Raw genomic sequence first — 17620 nt, forward strand, 5'->3', positions numbered from 1 at the left:
GTTTTCTTTTCTGCCGATATAACACAATTGATGGCGCGTCTGGTGCCTGACGACGACCTTGACACCCTTTTCAAATAGCAGGCCGGAGGGAAACTCCGGCCTGTCACACTCACTTAGTTATCGGTATCCAGCTCGTCGAAGCTTTTCACCAGGTCATCAATCGCTTTAATCTGCGTCAGGAACTGTTCCAGCTTCGCCAGCGGCAACGCGGATGGGCCATCGCATTTCGCATTGGCTGGATCCGGATGCGCTTCAATAAACAGACCTGCCAGACCAACCGCCATACCGGCACGCGCCAGTTCGGTAACCTGCGCACGACGACCGCCGCTTGCTGCGCCAAACGGATCGCGGCACTGCAGCGCATGGGTAACGTCAAAAATCACCGGTGAGTTGCCGGAGACTTTCTTCATCACGCTGAAGCCCAGCATGTCCACCACCAGGTTGTCATAACCAAAGTTCGCACCACGGTCACACAGAATAACCTTATCGTTGCCGCCTTCATGGAATTTATCCACGATATTGCCCATCTGGCCCGGGCTTACAAACTGCGGTTTCTTCACGTTGATAACGGCACCGGTTTTCGCCATCGCTTCCACCAGATCGGTCTGACGAGCGAGGAATGCCGGAAGCTGAATCACATCCACCACATCAGCAACAGGCTGTGCCTGGCTGGCTTCGTGAACGTCGGTGATCACTTTTACGCCAAAAGTCTGTTTCAGTTCCTGGAAGATTTTCATCCCTTCTTCAAGGCCCGGTCCACGGTAAGAGTGGATGGAAGAACGGTTGGCTTTATCAAAGGAGGCTTTGAACACGTAAGGGATACCCAGCTTTTGAGTAACGGTTACGTAGTGCTCACAAATGCGCATCGCCAGATCGCGGGATTCCAGCACGTTCATTCCGCCAAACAGCACGAACGGCAGGTCATTTGCCACGTTGATGTCGCCAATGCTAACCACTTTTTGTTTCATAGGATCGCCTTAAACGGTAGGTAAAGTGTCATTAATCAATGCAATACAATTTGTTTGTGCGAAATAGTATTAATCTGCGCACGAATCATTTCGCTGATCGGGTCTTCCGGACACTGTTCAACGAAATAACTTAAATCTGTCAGCGCAACATGTTCGCACTCGAGTTGCGCGTATATTAAACCACGATCGCGAATTTCATACGGATCTTCAGGATTAAACTGCAATAGTGCTTCACTGGCACGCAGCGCCAGCTCCATTTGCCGCTCTTCCATCAGTGATGATTTCAGCGTGTCGAGCAGTTTGCGGATCACTTCCGCGTTATCCGCTTCATCCAGGTCTTCGTTAAACAGCTCCGCGACCGGGCTGATGTTCCCCTTCAACCACACTTCCAGCGTGTGCTCATTTAACGTTTCGCCATTGAATGGATTGATTAGCCACATTTCACCATCGAGCGACTCAATACGAAGGATCAGTTGCGTCGGGAAAATCACCGGTACCAGCGGCAGCTCCAGTCTGTTGGCAATCCACAATAAGATCGCCCCCAGAGACACGGCGCTACCCTGCCGATTTTTCAGTACCTGGTCAAGCCAGAGTGCATCAGAAAGACGATAGACGCCGTGGGTATCCGTAAATCCCCATTCGCCGTAAAAAAGTGCCAGCAGTTTTTCCAGTTGCTCATCCTGAGACAGGAGCTGGCTAATTTCTTCTTGCGCCAGACTGACCAGACGTTCCAGTTCGTCATAGACAGTTTGTGTTGGAAAATCCAGACGGATAGACTCCGACGCCAGGATCATCCCATCACACAATGGCGCTTTATTAAATTCGAAATCAGCTAACGACCTCATGCTTACCCCAGTAACGGTATTTTTGTGGTGGCGAGTTTAATGATGATGTACAGCACCACCAGCGCCAGCGGAAATGCGACTAATCGCGCCTGCTGACTGCGCGCCCGACGATAATCGAGCGCAATAAAACCCAAAACGATGTAAATGATAACCCCAAACAGCTTTTCAGTCAGCCATGTCCCGTGCTCAGTGAATGGCAAGATGTGCGCTTTAACCATTAGCGCCACCCCGCTGAGTAATAAAACGGTATCCACAACGGGTGGCACAATGCGCGTCCAGCGTGCGCAGGCAAGACGCGAGTCGGTGTAACGCCACCAAAAACGCAGCGTCAGCAAGCCAACGGAAAGCGCAATACTGATGAGATGAATGTTGAGTAACACACTGAAGGTACTCATGATGGGATGCGTCCAAGCGTAATTCGCTCGTTGCCGCCATAATCACGGCAGGTTTCAACCGTCTGGTAACCCGCACGAGTAAAGACGTCCCGGACGGCCTGCCCCTGCTGCCAGCCATGTTCCAGCAACAGATAGCCGCCGGGCGTTAACACGCGCTGAGACTGGTCAATGATATGCACAATATCCGCCAGTCCCCGATCGCCCGCCACCAGTGCCGACAAAGGTTCAAAGCGTACATCGCCTTGCGCCAGGTGCGGATCCCCTTCGTCGATATACGGCGGATTGCTGACAATCATGTCAAACTGCTGTCCCTGCAAAGCGCTGAACCAGTTGCTTTGCAGCACGCAAACATTGTCGATGCCCAGATGCTGTTTGTTGCGAGTGGCCAGCGCAACGGCATCCGGCATCCGGTCAACCGCCGTTACCGCGCAATCCGGACGTTCGGTTGCCAGCGCCAGCGCAATGGCGCCCGTGCCGGTTCCCAAATCGAGAATGCGGCACGCTGAGGCCGGCAGGCGAGCTAGCGCCTGTTCCACCAGACACTCTGTATCCGGACGAGGAATAAGCGTAGCCGGAGACACAAACAGCGGCAGTGACCAGAACTCCCGCACGCCGGTTAAATGCGCCACCGGCTCACCCCGCTGACGGCGCTCCAGTAATGTGTCGAGCTGTTGACGCTGCGCCTCGGTTAATACCGTTTCACCGAAAGCCAAAATAAAGGTGCGTCCCTTACCGGTAACAAACTCGAGCAAAATCTCGGCGTCACGGCGTGGGCTTTCACTTGCCTGTAATTGGCTTATCGCTTCACGCAGCCAGTGCTGATAATCCATTAATCCTGCTCGGACAACGCCGCCAATTGGTCGGCCTGGTATTCCTGGACAATTGGCTCAATGAGCATATCCAGTTTGCCTTCCATCGCTTCATCCAGACGGTAGAGCGTCAGGTTAATGCGGTGATCGGTCACGCGACCCTGCGGGAAGTTATAGGTACGGTTGCGATCGCTGCGATCGCCACTGCCCAACAGATTGCGACGCTCAGAGGCTTCTGCCTGTTGACGTCTTGCCACTTCGGCGGCACGAATTCGCGCCCCCAGCACCGACATCGCTTTCGCTTTGTTTTTATGCTGCGAACGTTCGTCCTGGCATTCCACTACGATACCGGTCGGCAAGTGGGTAATACGGATTGCGGAGTCGGTGGTGTTAACGTGCTGACCCCCTGCGCCTGATGAGCGGAAGGTATCAATACGCAGATCGGCCGGGTTGATGTCCGGCAGTTCGGCATCCGGCAGTTCCGGCATGACCGCGACCGTACAGGCAGAAGTGTGAATACGGCCCTGTGACTCCGTCGCAGGTACGCGTTGCACACGATGCCCACCGGACTCAAATTTCAGTCGACCGTACACGCCTTCGCCGCTAATTTTGGCAATGACTTCTTTAAACCCGCCATGTTCGCCTTCGCTGGCGCTCATGATCTCTACCCGCCAGCGACGCGATTCAGCGTAACGGCTGTACATGCGGAACAGATCGCCGGCAAACAGCGCGGCCTCATCACCACCGGTTCCCGCACGCACTTCGAGGAAGGCGTTACGTTCGTCATCAGGATCTTTAGGCAACAGCAGAACCTGCAGATGTTGCTCCAGCTGCTCGCATTTATCTTTTGCTTCACGCAGTTCATCCTGCGCCATTTCACGCATTTCAGGATCGTCGAGCATCATCTGAGCCGTCTCGATGTCTTCCTGAACCTGTTGCCAGTCCGTAAAACAGCGAGATACATCGCTTAATTGCGCATATTCGCGCGACAGTGCACGAAAGCGTTCCTGGTCTGCGATAGTACCCGCATCCCCGAGCAGCGCCTGAACTTCTTCATGGCGTTCATGCAGGGCTTCCAGTTTGGCAACGATAGAAGGCTTCATAGGCGTAAATGCACCCTGTAAAAAATAAGATTGGTGTGCTGCTACTCCAGCCCGAGGCTGTCGCGCAGAATATTCAGGCGTTCACTATCCCCGTCACGGGCGGCCTGTTGAAGTGATTTGGTTGGTGCATGGATCAAGCGGTTGGTCAGTTTCCAGGCCAAATCCTGCATAATGGCTTGCGCATCACCACCCTGTTGAAGAGCGGCCAACGCTTTGGCAGTCAGTTCATCACGGATCTGTTCTGACTGACTGCGATACTCGCGGATAGTTTCACTTGCGCCCTGAGCGCGTAGCCAGGCCATAAATTCGCTGGTTTCCTGCGCCACAATGGTTTCGGCTTCCACGGCCGCCGCTTTGCGCTGGGCCAGGTTATGCGAAATGATGCTTTGCAGGTCGTCAACGCTGTACAGATAGGCGTTGGACAACTTACCCACTTCCGGCTCGACATCGCGCGGTACGGCGATATCCACCAGCAGCATAGGTTGATTACGGCGATTTTTAAGCGCGCGCTCCACCATTCCTTTGCCGATAATCGGCAGCGGGCTGGCGGTAGAACTGATAATAATATCGGCATCCTGTAAACGCGCGTCGATATCACTCAGCGAAATCACTTCGGCGCCGACTTCATCCGCCAGCACTTGCGCCCGCTCGCGGGTACGGTTGGCGATGATCATCTTCTTCACTTGATGCTCACGCAGGTGTCGCGCCACCAGCTCAATGGTTTCGCCTGCGCCCACTAACAGCACGGTCACCGTGGAGAGCGATTCAAATATCTGCCGCGCCAGCGTACAGGCGGCAAAAGCTACGGACACGGCGCTGGCACCGATGTCTGTTTCTGTTCGTACACGTTTAGCGACAGAGAATGATTTCTGGAACATGCGTTCCAGCGCACTGGCGTTCAGGTGACCTTTTTGCGAATCCGCAAAAGCTTTTTTCACCTGCCCCAGAATCTGCGGTTCACCAAGCACCAGCGAATCCAGACCGCTGGCAACACGCATCAAATGACTGACGGCGTCGTTGTCCTGGTGCCAGTACAGGCTATTGCGCAAGTCTTCTTCATTAAGATTATGGTAATCGCACAGCCAGCGAACCAGCGCTTCTTGCAGGTTATCCTGCTCTTCAACGCTGAGATACAGTTCCGTACGGTTACACGTCGACAGCACCACCCCGCCCTGCACCATTGGCTGCGCAAGCAGGCTGTCCAGCGCCTGATCGAGCGTATCCGGCGAAAACGTTACGCGTTCTCGCAGCGATACAGGTGCCGTTTTATGGTTAATACCAAGCGCTAAAAGGGTCATGTGTGCGGGAATAGTACCAGCGTTGATAAGGTTAGACTGGGTGCATCATACAGGATGCGTGCGGTCAATAAAAGAGACTGCCCCCTTTTGGAGTAATAGCTTAGTGCACAAATTTGAGCGATTTAAGATAACTTGAACGTAGACGATGTATGATGGCGGCGCTAGCATTAAGAGTTATAACTGCAACGTATCTCAAGGATTTGTCATCATTATGACCCTGCCTGATTTTCGCCTGATTCGCCTGCTGCCGTTGGCGGCCCTGGCTCTTACCGCCTGTACGCTCAACGCGCCGAAAGGTCCCGGCAAAAGCCCTGACTCTCCACAGTGGCGCCAGCACCAGCAGGAAGTACGCGCCCTGAACCAATATCAGACGCGCGGTGCGTTTGCGTATATTTCCGATCAACAGAAAGTCTATGCCCGCTTTTTCTGGCAACAAACCGGACAGGATCGCTACCGTCTCCTGCTGACCAATCCCCTGGGCAGCACTGAACTGGAACTCAATGCCCAGCCGGGCAACGTCGAACTTGTCGATAACAAAGGCAAGCACTACACCGCTGACGACGCCGAAGAGATGATTGGTAAGTTGACCGGCATGCCTATTCCATTGAACAGCCTGCGCCAGTGGATCCTTGGCCTGCCGGGAGACGCCAGCGATTACAAACTCGACGGCCAGTATCGACTGAGTGAAGTGAACTACAGCAAAGACGGTAAAAACTGGAAAGTGGTCTATAGCGCCTACGACAGCAAAATTAAGCCTGCGATGCCGGCAAACATGGAACTGTCCGACGGCGATCAGCGTATTAAGCTGAAAATGGATAACTGGATTGTGAAATGATGACCCACTGGCCCTCTCCGGCAAAACTGAATCTGTTTTTATACATCACCGGGCAGCGTGCGGACGGTTATCACACCTTGCAGACGCTATTCCAGTTTCTTGATTATGGCGACACGATAGGTATTGCGCTGCGTGGCGACGGCGAAATCCGCCTGTTAACGCCGGTGGAAGGCGTTGCACATGAAGACAATCTCATTGTCCGTGCGGCGCGCTTGCTGATGAAGGCGGCGTCTGAAAGCGATCGCCTTCCCAAAGGGAGCGGCGCCGACATCAGTATCGAAAAACGCCTGCCGATGGGCGGCGGTCTTGGCGGAGGTTCGTCGAATGCGGCTACCGTCCTGGTGGCGCTGAATCACCTTTGGCAGTGCGGACTTTCGGTTGATGAACTGGCAGGACTCGGCTTAACGCTGGGGGCGGACGTTCCCGTATTCGTGCGCGGCCATGCGGCCTTTGCTGAAGGCGTAGGTGAAATTCTGACCCCGGTCGAGCCAGAGGAAAAATGGTATCTGGTCGCCCACCCGGGAGTCAGTATTCCGACGCCAGTGATTTTTAAAGATCCCGACCTCCCGCGCAACACGCCAAAAAGGTCAATAAAAACGTTACTAAAATGTGAATTCAGCAATGATTGCGAGGTTATCGCAAGAAAACGTTTTCGCGAGGTTGATGCGGCGCTTTCCTGGCTGTTAGAATACGCGCCGTCGCGCCTGACTGGTACAGGGGCTTGTGTCTTTGCTGAATTTGACACTGAGTCTCGTGCTCGCCAGGTGCTTGAGCAAGCCCCGGAATGGCTCAAAGGCTTTGTGGCGAAAGGTGTCAACCTCTCCCCATTGCACAGAGCGTTACTCTAAATCATTCGGGTTTCAGGAAGATGGCGAAATATGCCAGCACACATGAAACGTGAAAGATGACGAGTAAGCCGGGCAAGCTGAGTTGCGGTGACAACGTCACCCTGTTCCAGACGTTGCATCGCGCTCTTTAATACACCGCATGGAGAGGATACTGCCTGGCCCGCACAGTTTTCGGCAGATTCTTTCCACCAATGGACGCATGCCTGAGGTTCTTCTCGTGCCTGATATGAAGCTTTTTGCTGGTAACGCCACCCCGGAACTAGCACAACGTATTGCCAACCGCCTGTACACTTCACTCGGCGACGCCGCTGTAGGTCGCTTTAGCGACGGCGAAGTCAGCGTACAAATTAATGAAAATGTACGCGGTGGTGATATTTTCATCATCCAGTCCACTTGTGCCCCTACTAACGACAACCTGATGGAATTGGTCGTTATGGTTGATGCGCTGCGCCGTGCTTCCGCAGGCCGTATCACCGCCGTTATTCCTTACTTCGGCTATGCACGTCAGGATCGTCGCGTACGTTCCGCTCGTGTACCGATTACTGCTAAAGTCGTCGCTGATTTCCTGTCCAGCGTTGGCGTTGACCGCGTCCTCACCGTTGACCTGCATGCTGAACAGATCCAGGGCTTCTTTGACGTACCGGTTGATAACGTATTCGGTAGCCCGATCCTGTTAGAAGACATGCTGCAGCTGAATCTGGACAACCCGATTGTGGTTTCTCCGGACATCGGTGGCGTCGTGCGTGCCCGCGCTATCGCTAAACTGCTGAACGATACCGACATGGCTATCATCGACAAACGACGCCCGCGCGCGAACGTTTCTCAGGTGATGCACATTATTGGTGACGTTGCAGGTCGTGACTGCGTGCTGGTTGATGATATGATCGATACTGGCGGTACGCTGTGTAAAGCAGCAGAAGCACTGAAAGAACGTGGTGCAAAACGCGTATTTGCTTACGCTACCCACCCGATCTTCTCAGGTAATGCGGCAAACAACCTGCGCAATTCAGTGATTGATGAAGTCGTTGTCTGTGACACTATTCCACTGACTGACGAAATCAAAGCACTGCCAAACGTGCGTACATTGACCCTGTCGGGTATGCTGGCCGAAGCGATTCGTCGTATCAGCAACGAAGAATCCATCTCTGCTATGTTCGAGCATTAATCGAGCCCGGCTCAAAAACCCGCTGCGGCGGGTTTTTTTATCTGCAACATCTATTTGTATGACTTATGCCTCCTTCACCTGCCATTTAGTTGACAGATGATGCGCTCATGGATGAAACATTATTGTGAACAGATTATTTTCCTCACATGTGATGCCTTTCCGCGCCCTCATCGACGCTTGTTGGAAAGAAAAATATACCGCTTCTCGCTTTACCCGCGACCTGATCGCCGGGATAACCGTTGGGATCATTGCCATTCCGCTGGCGATGGCCCTGGCAATAGGCAGTGGCGTGGCGCCGCAGTACGGCTTGTATACCTCAGCCGTGGCTGGGATTGTTATCGCCCTTACCGGGGGTTCACGTTTTAGCGTATCTGGCCCAACCGCCGCCTTCGTGGTGATTCTGTATCCGGTGTCGCAACAGTTTGGGCTGGCAGGCCTGCTGGTCGCAACGCTAATGTCCGGGATATTCCTGATCCTTTTCGGCCTCGCCCGTTTTGGTCGCCTGATCGAATATATCCCGGTATCCGTTACGTTAGGTTTTACATCGGGTATTGGTATCACCATCGGTACCATGCAGATTAAAGATTTTCTCGGTCTGCAAATGGCCCATGTCCCGGAGCACTACCTGCAAAAGGTCGGCGCGCTGTTTATGGCCCTGCCAACCCTCAACGTTGGCGATGCCGCAATTGGCGTGGTGACACTGGGGATCCTGATTTTCTGGCCGCGCCTGGGGATCCGACTGCCGGGCCACCTTCCTGCACTGCTGGCAGGCTGTGCGGTAATGGGGATTGTGAACCTGACCGGCGGCCATGTCGCTACCATCGGTTCTCAGTTCCACTACATTCTGGCTGACGGCTCGCAGGGTAACGGTATCCCGCAGTTGCTGCCGCAACTGGTATTACCGTGGGACATGCCGGAGTCAAACTTTACCCTGAGCTGGAGTTCGTTACAGGCGCTGTTACCGGCCGCCTTCTCCATGGCGATGCTCGGGGCGATTGAATCTCTACTGTGCGCCGTCGTGCTCGATGGGATGACCGGCACCAAGCATAAAGCCAACAGTGAGCTGATTGGCCAGGGCCTGGGTAACATAGTGGCACCGTTCTTCGGTGGTATCACCGCCACGGCGGCAATTGCCCGTTCTGCGGCAAACGTCCGCGCCGGGGCGACCTCACCAATTTCAGCGGTCATCCACGCGATTCTGGTGATCCTCGCCCTGCTGGTGCTTGCGCCGCTGCTTTCCTGGTTACCGCTTTCCGCCATGGCCGCCCTGCTGCTGATGGTGGCATGGAACATGAGTGAAGCGCATAAAGTGGTGGATCTGCTGCGTCATGCGCCAAAAGACGACATCATTGTCATGCTTATGTGTATGTCGCTGACGGTGCTATTCGACATGGTGATCGCCATCAGCGTCGGTATCGTTCTCGCCTCCCTGCTGTTTATGCGTCGTATCGCGCGCATGACGCGTCTGGCGCCGGTCAACGTAGACGTACCTGACGATGTGCTGGTGCTGCGCGTTATTGGCCCACTTTTCTTTGCCGCTGCGGAGGGATTATTTACCGATCTCGAATCGCGTATCGCAGGTAAACGTATCGTGGTCTTGAAGTGGGACGCGGTCCCGGTACTGGATGCCGGTGGTCTGGACGCTTTCCAGCGTTTTGTAAAACGCCTCCCGGAAGGGTGTGAACTGCGGATCAGTAATCTGGAATTCCAGCCGTTACGTACCATGGCGCGCGCGGGCATTCAGCCGATTGCCGGACGCCTGACGTTCTTCCCGAATAAAGACGCCGCGCTGGCAGATATCAGCTGACGTGTAGCCCAGCCAGGCGAAGCGCCGCCGGACTACAAATGACAGGCAAAAAAATGGCTCCCGTGTGTGGGAGCCATTTTTATAATCAGCTTATTGCTTACGCGTTCAGCAGTTGCTCAGCTGTCGCTTTCACGCTTGCCAGCAGGACTTTGACATCCTCCAGACACACCGTTGGGTTCAGCAGCGTCAGCTTCAGGCAGGTTACGCCATCCGCTTCGGTCACGCCAACGTTGGCGCTACCAGAAGCCAGCAGAACGTCGCCAATACGCTGGTTCAACAGCGCAACGAACGTCATGTCGTCACTGTGCGGACGGAAACGGAACAGCACGCTTGCCAGCTGCGGCGCCATCACCAGTTCCAGGTGTGGCTGAGTTTTCACAAACGCAGCCACATCACGCGCCAGCGTTACGCCGTTATCAATGATTTCGGCATACTGCTTTTTGCCCAGCGCTTCGAGACCCATCCACAGCTTCAGCGCGTCAAAACGGCGCGTGGTCTGCAGCGATTTCGACACCAGATTCGGTACGCCCGCCTCTTCATCAAAATCAGAGTTCAGGTACGCCGCCTGGTAACGCATCAGCTCGTAATGACGCGCGTCTTTCAGCAGGAACGCGCCGCAGCTGATGGTCTGGAAGAACTGTTTGTGGAAGTCCAGCGTCACGGAATCCGCCAGTTCAAGGCCGTTCAGGAAGTGACGATACTGCTCAGAAAGCAGTAACGCCCCGCCCCATGCTGCATCCACATGCATCCAGATCTGGTGTTCTGCCGCCAGCGCCGCAATGTCCGCTAACGGGTCGATCGCACCCGCATCGGTAGTACCAGCAGTGGCGACAATCGCCATCACCTGTTCGCCGTTGGCTTTCGCCTGGGCCAGCTTGTCTTTCAGGTCAGCCAGATCCATGCGTGAGAACGCATCAGTCTTCACCTGGGTGACGGAACGGTAACCCAGCCCCATCAGCGCCATGTTCTTCTGCACAGAGAAGTGCGCGCTTTCAGAGCAAAATACTTTGATTTTGCTCAGGTCGCCGGTCAGACCATTCTGCTGAATGGAATGCCCCTGGCGGGCAAAGAAGGCGTCGCGCGCCAGCATCAGGCCCATCAGGTTGCTTTGGGTGCCGCCGCTAGTGAACACGCCCGCGTCGCCTGCCGCATAGCCCACCTGCTCACGCAACCATTCGATCAGTTTGATCTCAATGATGGTCGCCGACGGGCTCTGATCCCAGGAGTCCATACTCTGGTTGGTGGCGTTGATCAACACTTCTGCCGCCTGGCTAATCACCAGGCTCGGGCAGTGCAGGTGCGCCACGCACTGCGCATGGTGAACCAACAAGCTGTCTTTCAGAAAGTATTCAACCGCACGCTCAATAGCGGCCTGGTTGCCCAGGCCCTGAGACGTAAAATTCAGGTTGATACGTTCGCGCAGTTGCTCAACGGTTTTGCCCTGATACATCTCAGGCTGCTTCAACCATTCAACGACCGCTTGCGTACTCTGCTCGATAGCGTCCTGGTAGGCAGCAATGCTTTGTGCCGAGCCGGACAGAATCGGATTTACGTCTGACATTCGATCCAACTCCGTTTAAACCGGCTTCACGCCAGCGCCCAGCAGGGCATTTTCGAATTTATCGAGGAAAATCTCCAGCTCTGCGTTGGTGATCAACAGAGACGGCAGCAGACGCAGTACACAACCGTTACGGCCGCCACGCTCAAGAATCAGGCCGTTTTCGAAACATTTTTTCTGCAGCAGCGCGGAAAGCTCGCCATCGGCCGGGTAGCAGCCCATGTGATCCTGCGCTTCGTTCGGCTTAACGATTTCCAGACCAATCATCAGGCCCAGACCACGTACCTGGCCGATAACCGGGTAACGTTTCTGCAGGTCAGTCAGTTTGCCTTTCAGCCACTCGCCCTGGGCAGCAACTTTATCGGCAATCTTGTCGTCTTTGAGGATTTTCAGCGTTGTCAGACCGGTCGCCATCGCCAGTTGGTTGCCGCGGAAGGTGCCAGTGTGATGGCCCGGAGCCCACGCATCGAACTGCTTTTTAATGCCCAGTACCGCCAGTGGCAGACCGCCGCCAACCGCTTTGGACATCACGATGATATCCGGCTCAATACCGGCGTGTTCGAAGGCGAACAGTTTACCCGTGCGCGCGAAGCCAGCCTGAACTTCATCGATAATCAGCAGAATGCCATGTTCCTGGGTCACTTTACGAATACGCTGCAGCCACTCGATCGGAGCCGGGTTTACCCCGCCTTCGCCCTGCACCGCTTCGAGGATCACGGCAGCCGGTTTACGCACGCCGCTCTCAACGTCGTTGATCAGGTTTTCGAAGTAGTAGGTCAATGCTTTGACGCCAGCGTCGCCGCCGATACCCAGCGGGCAACGGTACTGATGCGGATACGGCATAAACTGCACTTCCGCCATCATGTTGCTGACGGCTTCTTTCGGCGACAGGTTGCCGGTCACGGACAGCGCGCCGTGGGTCATCCCATGGTAGCCACCGGAGAAGCTGATGATGCTGGAACGGCCGGTAACTTTCTTCGCCAGCTTCAGCGCCGCTTCAACGGCATCGGCACCGGACGGCCCGGTGAACTGCAGGCAATACTCTTTGCCCTGGCCCGGTAATAAAGAAAGTAAATACGATGAGAATTCATCTTTTAACGGTGTGGTAAGGTCAAGCGTATGTAACGGTAAGCCGCTTGTGATGACACTTTGAATGCTCTGCAGCACTTCAGGATGATTATGACCAAGCGCCAGGGTTCCGGCACCTGCCAGGCAATCAAGATATTGATTATTTTCTACGTCAGTAATCCAGACGCCCTGCGCTTTAGCAATCGCTAATGGCAGTTTACGTGGATAGCTGCGGACATTAGATTCAAACTCAGCCTGTCTTGCTAAAAAGGTATCATTGCTCTGTGGTAATGAATTAGCACTTAAAGTATCAATACGGACTTTATCCGTCATCATATCACTCCTACAACCAGGTGTAGATTAACGCCTGATTGAATAAATGGTTATAAGGGTTACCTGTAAAAAAGCGCGGCTAATATATGTTGTTTTAGCCCTGGACTCAATCATTTATTTTTCAACACATTTAGCAGGTGTTTTTTCTTTATAATTCAAAGTGTAACAGCCACCCTTCATTACGAAATCCTAAAGAAATATATCTATTTAATTAACAATTACCGTAGCCAATTGCAACGCATACGATGTTATAAAAACCATGGAATTTTCATGTTTTTATTATTTTTTTACACGTTTTTACCATTAATAATGTACGCGTTTTCTTGTTACGACATGATTTTTCACTTATTTGTCGATAAATCGAATAAAAAAGTCGATCCCTAAATATAAATCACTTAGTATGGCGCGCTTATTTGCAGGCTATGTAAATAAAATTAATGCGCAGCACCCGGTAACGCGTACAGGCGACACGCGTTTTCGACAACAGGAATTCCCTGGGTTGTCAGCAGAAATGTTCGCGGGCGGACATTTCGTAAGGCGAACACCGTTTCCCCTTATGCCGAGAATGAAAATTTTCTAGCCATACTTTTATGGCGCCCTGATATGAGATTGTTATGACTCGCATTTATCCACCATCCGTCGTTGCCAAATTTGGCGGCACCAGCGTCGCTGATTTTGATGCGATGAACCGAAGCTCCAGCATTGTCCTTGCTGATCAAGATGTCCGTTTAGTCGTGCTGTCTGCTTCAGCAGGCGTTACAAACTTACTGGTCGAGCTTTCTGAAGGTCTGGAAACGCATCAACAATTAGATAAGCTTGAGACCTTACGCGCCATCCAATACAACATTATTTCCCGCCTGAAGCAGCCGTCCGTTATCAGCACGGAAATCGATAATCTTCTCAACAACATCCGCCATCTTGCACAAACGGCGACCGTTTCACGGTCTGATGCGCTAAGCGATGAATTGGTCAGTCACGGCGAGCTGATGTCCTCTTTACTGTTTACTGAAGTCTTACGTGAACGGTATGCCGAGGCCGGGTGGTTTGACGCCCGCAGCGTGATGCGTACCAACTCGAGTTTCGGCTGCGCCGAACCCGAACTCAGTACCCTGCACCACCTGGTGGAGACTCACCTGCGCCCTCGTCTTGAGCAAGCGATTATGGTGACCCAGGGGTTTATCGGCCGGGATGCCGCAGGGCATACCACTACGCTGGGACGCGGTGGTAGTGATTACACGGCGACGCTTCTCGGTGAGGCGCTTCACGCCGCACGCGTGGACATCTGGACCGATGTCGCAGGGATCTACACCACCGATCCGCGCATTGCGCCGCGGGCCAAACGGATTGACCACATCTCATTTTCCGAGGCCAGCGATATGGCCGCCTTCGGTGCGAAGGTCCTCCACCCGGCTACGCTGCTTCCGGCAATGCGCAAAAGTATTCCGGTCTTTGTTGGCTCAAGTAAGGATACGGCTGCCGGTGGTACGCTGGTGCATAACACCACCGACAACCCACCTCGCTATCGTGCGCTTGCCGTGCGCCGTAAACAGACGCTGTTGCGATTACATAGTCTGGAGACACAACCGTCCGGTTCTTTCCTGGCGCAGTCCTTCGCCATTTTAGCTCGCCACGCGGTCACGGTGGATTTGGTTACAACCTCAGAAAACAGTATTGCGCTGGCGCTGGACGCGACTCACGCTACCTCAGGTGAAGATCATATACTGACCAGCGCATTGTTTACCGCATTGTCCTCCCACTGTCGTGTGGAAGTGGAAACCGGACTGGCATTAGTCACTTTGGTGGGGAATCGACTGACTCAGGCGGCGGGAGTTTGCAAAGACGTTTTTGCCTGGCTTGAAGGGCAAACTGTGCGAATGATTTGCCACGGCGCGTCAAATGACAACCTGTGTTTCCTGTTGCCCGCTGAAGACGCGGATAGCGCGGTTAAAACGTTACATTATCGGTTATTCGAATAACGTTTCTTATATTCCGTAGCGAATATAAAAGTGCGTTCTATGCAAGGATAATGAACAAGCAGAGTCCTGGTTTTTCAACCAGGACTTTGTATTCAAACCGCAGCCCTCTCTGCCGGGAAACGATTTAGTTATGACGATGAGTGGTATCACCGCGACGACAGCGTTTGTCATAATGGCGTACCCACCAGTAACGGTCACTGATTTGCTCGTGCCCGCCCACTCTGGCTCCCGCCAACCACAGAACACCACCTACAAAAATACTGAGCACGGCACCATGTGCGAAAAACTGTGGCAGATTAAATTGCGGCAATTGGTTTAAAATAGAGTAACCAACCCCCCCCACCATCACCACCAACCCTAAAGCCATGAGCACGTTACCGAGTAACGAAGCGTTTTTGCGTTTCATGTGTCACCTCCGGAACTTTGGGTTGCTACAGGGAATACCCCTAATCCTTATGTGTAAAGTATAGACAACACTGCCGTTCGCAAGTGCGGGAGCGATCACAATTACAAACACTCGCGCAACAAAACTTTACAAATAAGCTACTGAACATACTCAATTTCTAATAGTCCATTTGTGCAATTATTCAGCTTTTGGCGATTAGTACGCAGTTTTTTGTCAAGAGCAGCGTCAGACAGTAAACTACACGTCGTTTATGGAAACACTCAGGACAAAACACGTGACGATTAAATTGATTGTCGGCCTGGCGAACCCCGGCGCAGAGTATGCGGCAACGCGACACAACGCAGGCGCATGGTATGTCGATTTACTGGCAGAGAGATTACGCGCCCCTTTGCGTGATGAGCCGAAATTCTTCGGCTACACCTCCAGAGTAACGCTCGAAGGGGAAGATGTCCGTTTGCTGGTACCGACCACATTTATGAATCTCAGCGGCAAGGCCGTGGGTGCGATGGCCAGTTTTTATCGTATCAACCCCGATGAAATTTTGGTCGCGCATGACGAATTAGACCTGCCGCCTGGCGTGGCAAAATTTAAGCTCGGTGGCGGTCATGGCGGACATAATGGCCTGAAAGACATCATCAGCAAGTTGGGCAATAACCCCAACTTTCATCGTTTACGCGTGGGAATTGGTCATCCGGGTGATAAAAACAAAGTTGTCGGATTTGTTTTAGGCAAACCGCCTGTTTCAGAACAGAAGTTAATTGATGAAGCAATTGACGAAGCGGCACGTTGTACCGAGATTTTATTCAAAGATGGCCTGACCAAGGCAACGAGCCGGTTACACACCTTTAAAGCGCAATAAGCAGCGATGTGCGGCATTTTTCTCGCGTGCTGTGTATAATAGGCAGAGTTATTTACTTTTCTACAATCTGTTTTCCATAACAGGTTGAATATCAAAAGATTAAGGTGATTTAAACATGGGATTCAAATGCGGTATCGTCGGTTTGCCAAACGTAGGCAAATCCACCCTGTTCAACGCGCTCACAAAAGCGGGTATTGAAGCGGCAAACTTCCCGTTCTGTACTATCGAGCCGAACACAGGTGTTGTCCCGATGCCCGATCCGCGTCTGGATCAGTTGGCCGAAATCGTCAAACCGCAGCGTATCCTGCCAACAACGATGGAATTCGTCGACATTGCCGGTCTGGTAAAAGGCGCGTCCAAAGGCGAAGGTCTGGGTAACCAGTTCCTGACGAACATCCGTGAAACCGAAGCTATCGGCCACGTGGTTCGCTGCTTTGAAAACGACAACATCATCCACGTTAATAACAAAGTGGATCCGGCTGACGACATTGAGGTTATCAATACCGAACTGGCGCTGTCTGACCTGGATACCTGTGAGCGCGCTATCCATCGCGTACAGAAGAAGGCTAAAGGCGGCGATAAAGACGCTAAAGCGGAACTGGCTGCACTGGAAAAATGCCTGCCACAGCTGGAAAACGCTGGCATGCTGCGTGCGTTGAAAACACTGACCGATGAAGACAAAGCGGCTATCAAATACCTGAGCTTCCTGACGTTGAAGCCAACGATGTATATCGCCAACGTCAACGAAGACGGTTTTGAAAACAACCCATACCTCGATAAAGTGCGTGAAATCGCCGCAGCTGAAGGCTCCGTGGTTGTTGCAGTTTGCGCTGCCGTTGAAGCTGACATCGCAGAACTCGATGATGCTGACCGTGAAGAATTCATGGCTGAAATGGGTCTGGAAGAACCTGGTCTGAACCGCGTAATCCGCGCTGGTTACGAACTGCTGAACCTGCAGACCTACTTCACCGCTGGCGTGAAAGAAGTTCGTGCATGGACCATTCCTGTTGGCGCAACGGCTCCGCAGGCGGCGGGTAAAATTCATACTGACTTCGAGAAAGGCTTTATCCGCGCACAAACCATCGCGTTTGAAGATTTCATCACCTATAAAGGTGAACAAGGCGCGAAAGAAGCCGGTAAGATGCGTGCAGAAGGTAAAGATTACATCGTTAAAGATGGCGATGTGATGAACTTCCTGTTCAACGTCTAAATAAAATTTGCTGTCTCATGAGGTTTCACTGAATCTCATAACAACGGCAAAATCCTATAAAATCCACGCAATTGCGTGGATTTTTCATTTCACAATGTCTCAATTCATCTCGTAACAACGCTGTCAAAAATGAGTAC

General features: G+C 53.0%; 16 protein-coding genes. 7 read left to right on the plus strand and 9 right to left on the minus strand.

Annotated elements, in window-relative coordinates:
- Positions 1–113 precede the first annotated feature (113 nt).
- From kdsA to hemA, 6 genes are read right to left on the minus strand one after another with little or no spacing between them, the layout of a single operon-like run.
- Positions 114–968, minus strand: a complete 855-nt coding sequence (gene kdsA, locus WC7_RS12865; RefSeq protein ID WP_016153290.1) for a 3-deoxy-8-phosphooctulonate synthase — start codon at positions 966–968, stop codon at positions 114–116.
- 35 nt (positions 969–1003) lie between these two features.
- A complete protein-coding gene (sirB1, locus tag WC7_RS12860; protein WP_003020775.1) occupies positions 1004–1813 on the minus strand; it encodes an invasion regulator SirB1 in 810 nt (269 codons plus the stop codon).
- Between the two features lie 2 nt (positions 1814–1815).
- Entirely contained in the window at positions 1816–2208 is a 393-nt protein-coding gene (gene sirB2, locus WC7_RS12855; protein ID WP_016153291.1) for an invasion regulator SirB2, read from the minus strand.
- Complete coding sequence (gene prmC, locus WC7_RS12850) at positions 2205–3038, minus strand: peptide chain release factor N(5)-glutamine methyltransferase (protein ID WP_016153292.1); 834 nt, start codon at positions 3036–3038, stop codon at positions 2205–2207. The genes sirB2 and prmC overlap by 4 nt, the downstream gene beginning before the upstream one ends.
- A complete protein-coding gene (gene prfA, locus WC7_RS12845; protein ID WP_016153293.1) occupies positions 3038–4120 on the minus strand; it encodes a peptide chain release factor 1 in 1083 nt (360 codons plus the stop codon). Before prfA ends, prmC begins: the two co-directional genes overlap by 1 nt.
- A 41-nt stretch (positions 4121–4161) precedes the next feature.
- Positions 4162–5418 (minus strand): glutamyl-tRNA reductase, encoded by a 1257-nt coding sequence (hemA, locus tag WC7_RS12840; protein WP_016153294.1) that lies wholly within the window; start codon positions 5416–5418, stop codon positions 4162–4164.
- 211 nt (positions 5419–5629) lie between these two features.
- Between hemA and lolB the strand changes: the two genes are divergently transcribed.
- The 4 genes from lolB to dauA all read left to right on the plus strand — a co-directional run bounded on the left by lolB (position 5630) and on the right by dauA (position 10073).
- The gene (gene lolB / locus WC7_RS12835) at positions 5630–6253 is read left to right on the plus strand and encodes a lipoprotein insertase outer membrane protein LolB (protein WP_016153295.1); all 624 of its coding nucleotides are present in this window, start codon (positions 5630–5632) and stop codon (positions 6251–6253) included.
- Entirely contained in the window at positions 6250–7101 is an 852-nt protein-coding gene (gene ispE / locus WC7_RS12830; protein ID WP_016153296.1) for a 4-(cytidine 5'-diphospho)-2-C-methyl-D-erythritol kinase, read from the plus strand. The genes lolB and ispE overlap by 4 nt, the downstream gene beginning before the upstream one ends.
- A 217-nt stretch (positions 7102–7318) precedes the next feature.
- Positions 7319–8266 carry a ribose-phosphate diphosphokinase gene (gene prs, locus WC7_RS12825; protein WP_001518537.1) on the plus strand — a complete coding sequence of 316 codons (948 nt, stop codon included), beginning with the start codon at positions 7319–7321 and terminating at the stop codon, positions 8264–8266.
- A 124-nt stretch (positions 8267–8390) separates the two neighbouring features.
- The gene (gene dauA, locus WC7_RS12820; protein ID WP_029139565.1) at positions 8391–10073 is read left to right on the plus strand and encodes a C4-dicarboxylic acid transporter DauA; all 1683 of its coding nucleotides are present in this window, start codon (positions 8391–8393) and stop codon (positions 10071–10073) included.
- 97 nt (positions 10074–10170) lie between these two features.
- Here the strand turns inward: dauA and WC7_RS12815 are convergent, their stop codons facing one another.
- Both WC7_RS12815 and WC7_RS12810 read right to left on the minus strand, forming a co-directional pair.
- Entirely contained in the window at positions 10171–11634 is a 1464-nt protein-coding gene (locus WC7_RS12815) for a pyridoxal phosphate-dependent decarboxylase family protein (protein WP_016153298.1), read from the minus strand.
- A gap of 15 nt (positions 11635–11649) precedes the next feature.
- The gene (locus WC7_RS12810) at positions 11650–13035 is read right to left on the minus strand and encodes a diaminobutyrate--2-oxoglutarate transaminase (RefSeq protein WP_019076946.1); all 1386 of its coding nucleotides are present in this window, start codon (positions 13033–13035) and stop codon (positions 11650–11652) included.
- A gap of 611 nt (positions 13036–13646) precedes the next feature.
- Here WC7_RS12810 and lysC point away from each other — a divergent pair.
- A complete protein-coding gene (gene lysC / locus WC7_RS12805; RefSeq protein ID WP_016153300.1) occupies positions 13647–15008 on the plus strand; it encodes a lysine-sensitive aspartokinase 3 in 1362 nt (453 codons plus the stop codon).
- Positions 15009–15132: 124 nt separating this feature from the next.
- On the opposite strand, the gene ychH is transcribed toward lysC, so the two are convergent.
- Positions 15133–15414 (minus strand): stress-induced protein YchH, encoded by a 282-nt coding sequence (ychH, locus tag WC7_RS12800; RefSeq protein WP_016153301.1) that lies wholly within the window; start codon positions 15412–15414, stop codon positions 15133–15135.
- A 274-nt stretch (positions 15415–15688) separates the two neighbouring features.
- Between ychH and pth the strand changes: the two genes are divergently transcribed.
- Both pth and ychF read left to right on the plus strand, forming a co-directional pair.
- A complete protein-coding gene (pth, locus tag WC7_RS12795) occupies positions 15689–16273 on the plus strand; it encodes an aminoacyl-tRNA hydrolase (RefSeq protein WP_016153302.1) in 585 nt (194 codons plus the stop codon).
- A 115-nt stretch (positions 16274–16388) separates the two neighbouring features.
- Positions 16389–17483 carry a redox-regulated ATPase YchF gene (gene ychF / locus WC7_RS12790; RefSeq protein ID WP_016153303.1) on the plus strand — a complete coding sequence of 365 codons (1095 nt, stop codon included), beginning with the start codon at positions 16389–16391 and terminating at the stop codon, positions 17481–17483.
- Positions 17484–17620 lie beyond the last annotated feature (137 nt).

The sequence above is a fragment of the Citrobacter sp. KTE151 genome, assembly GCF_000398845.1.
Taxonomy (GTDB): domain Bacteria; phylum Pseudomonadota; class Gammaproteobacteria; order Enterobacterales; family Enterobacteriaceae; genus Citrobacter; species Citrobacter braakii.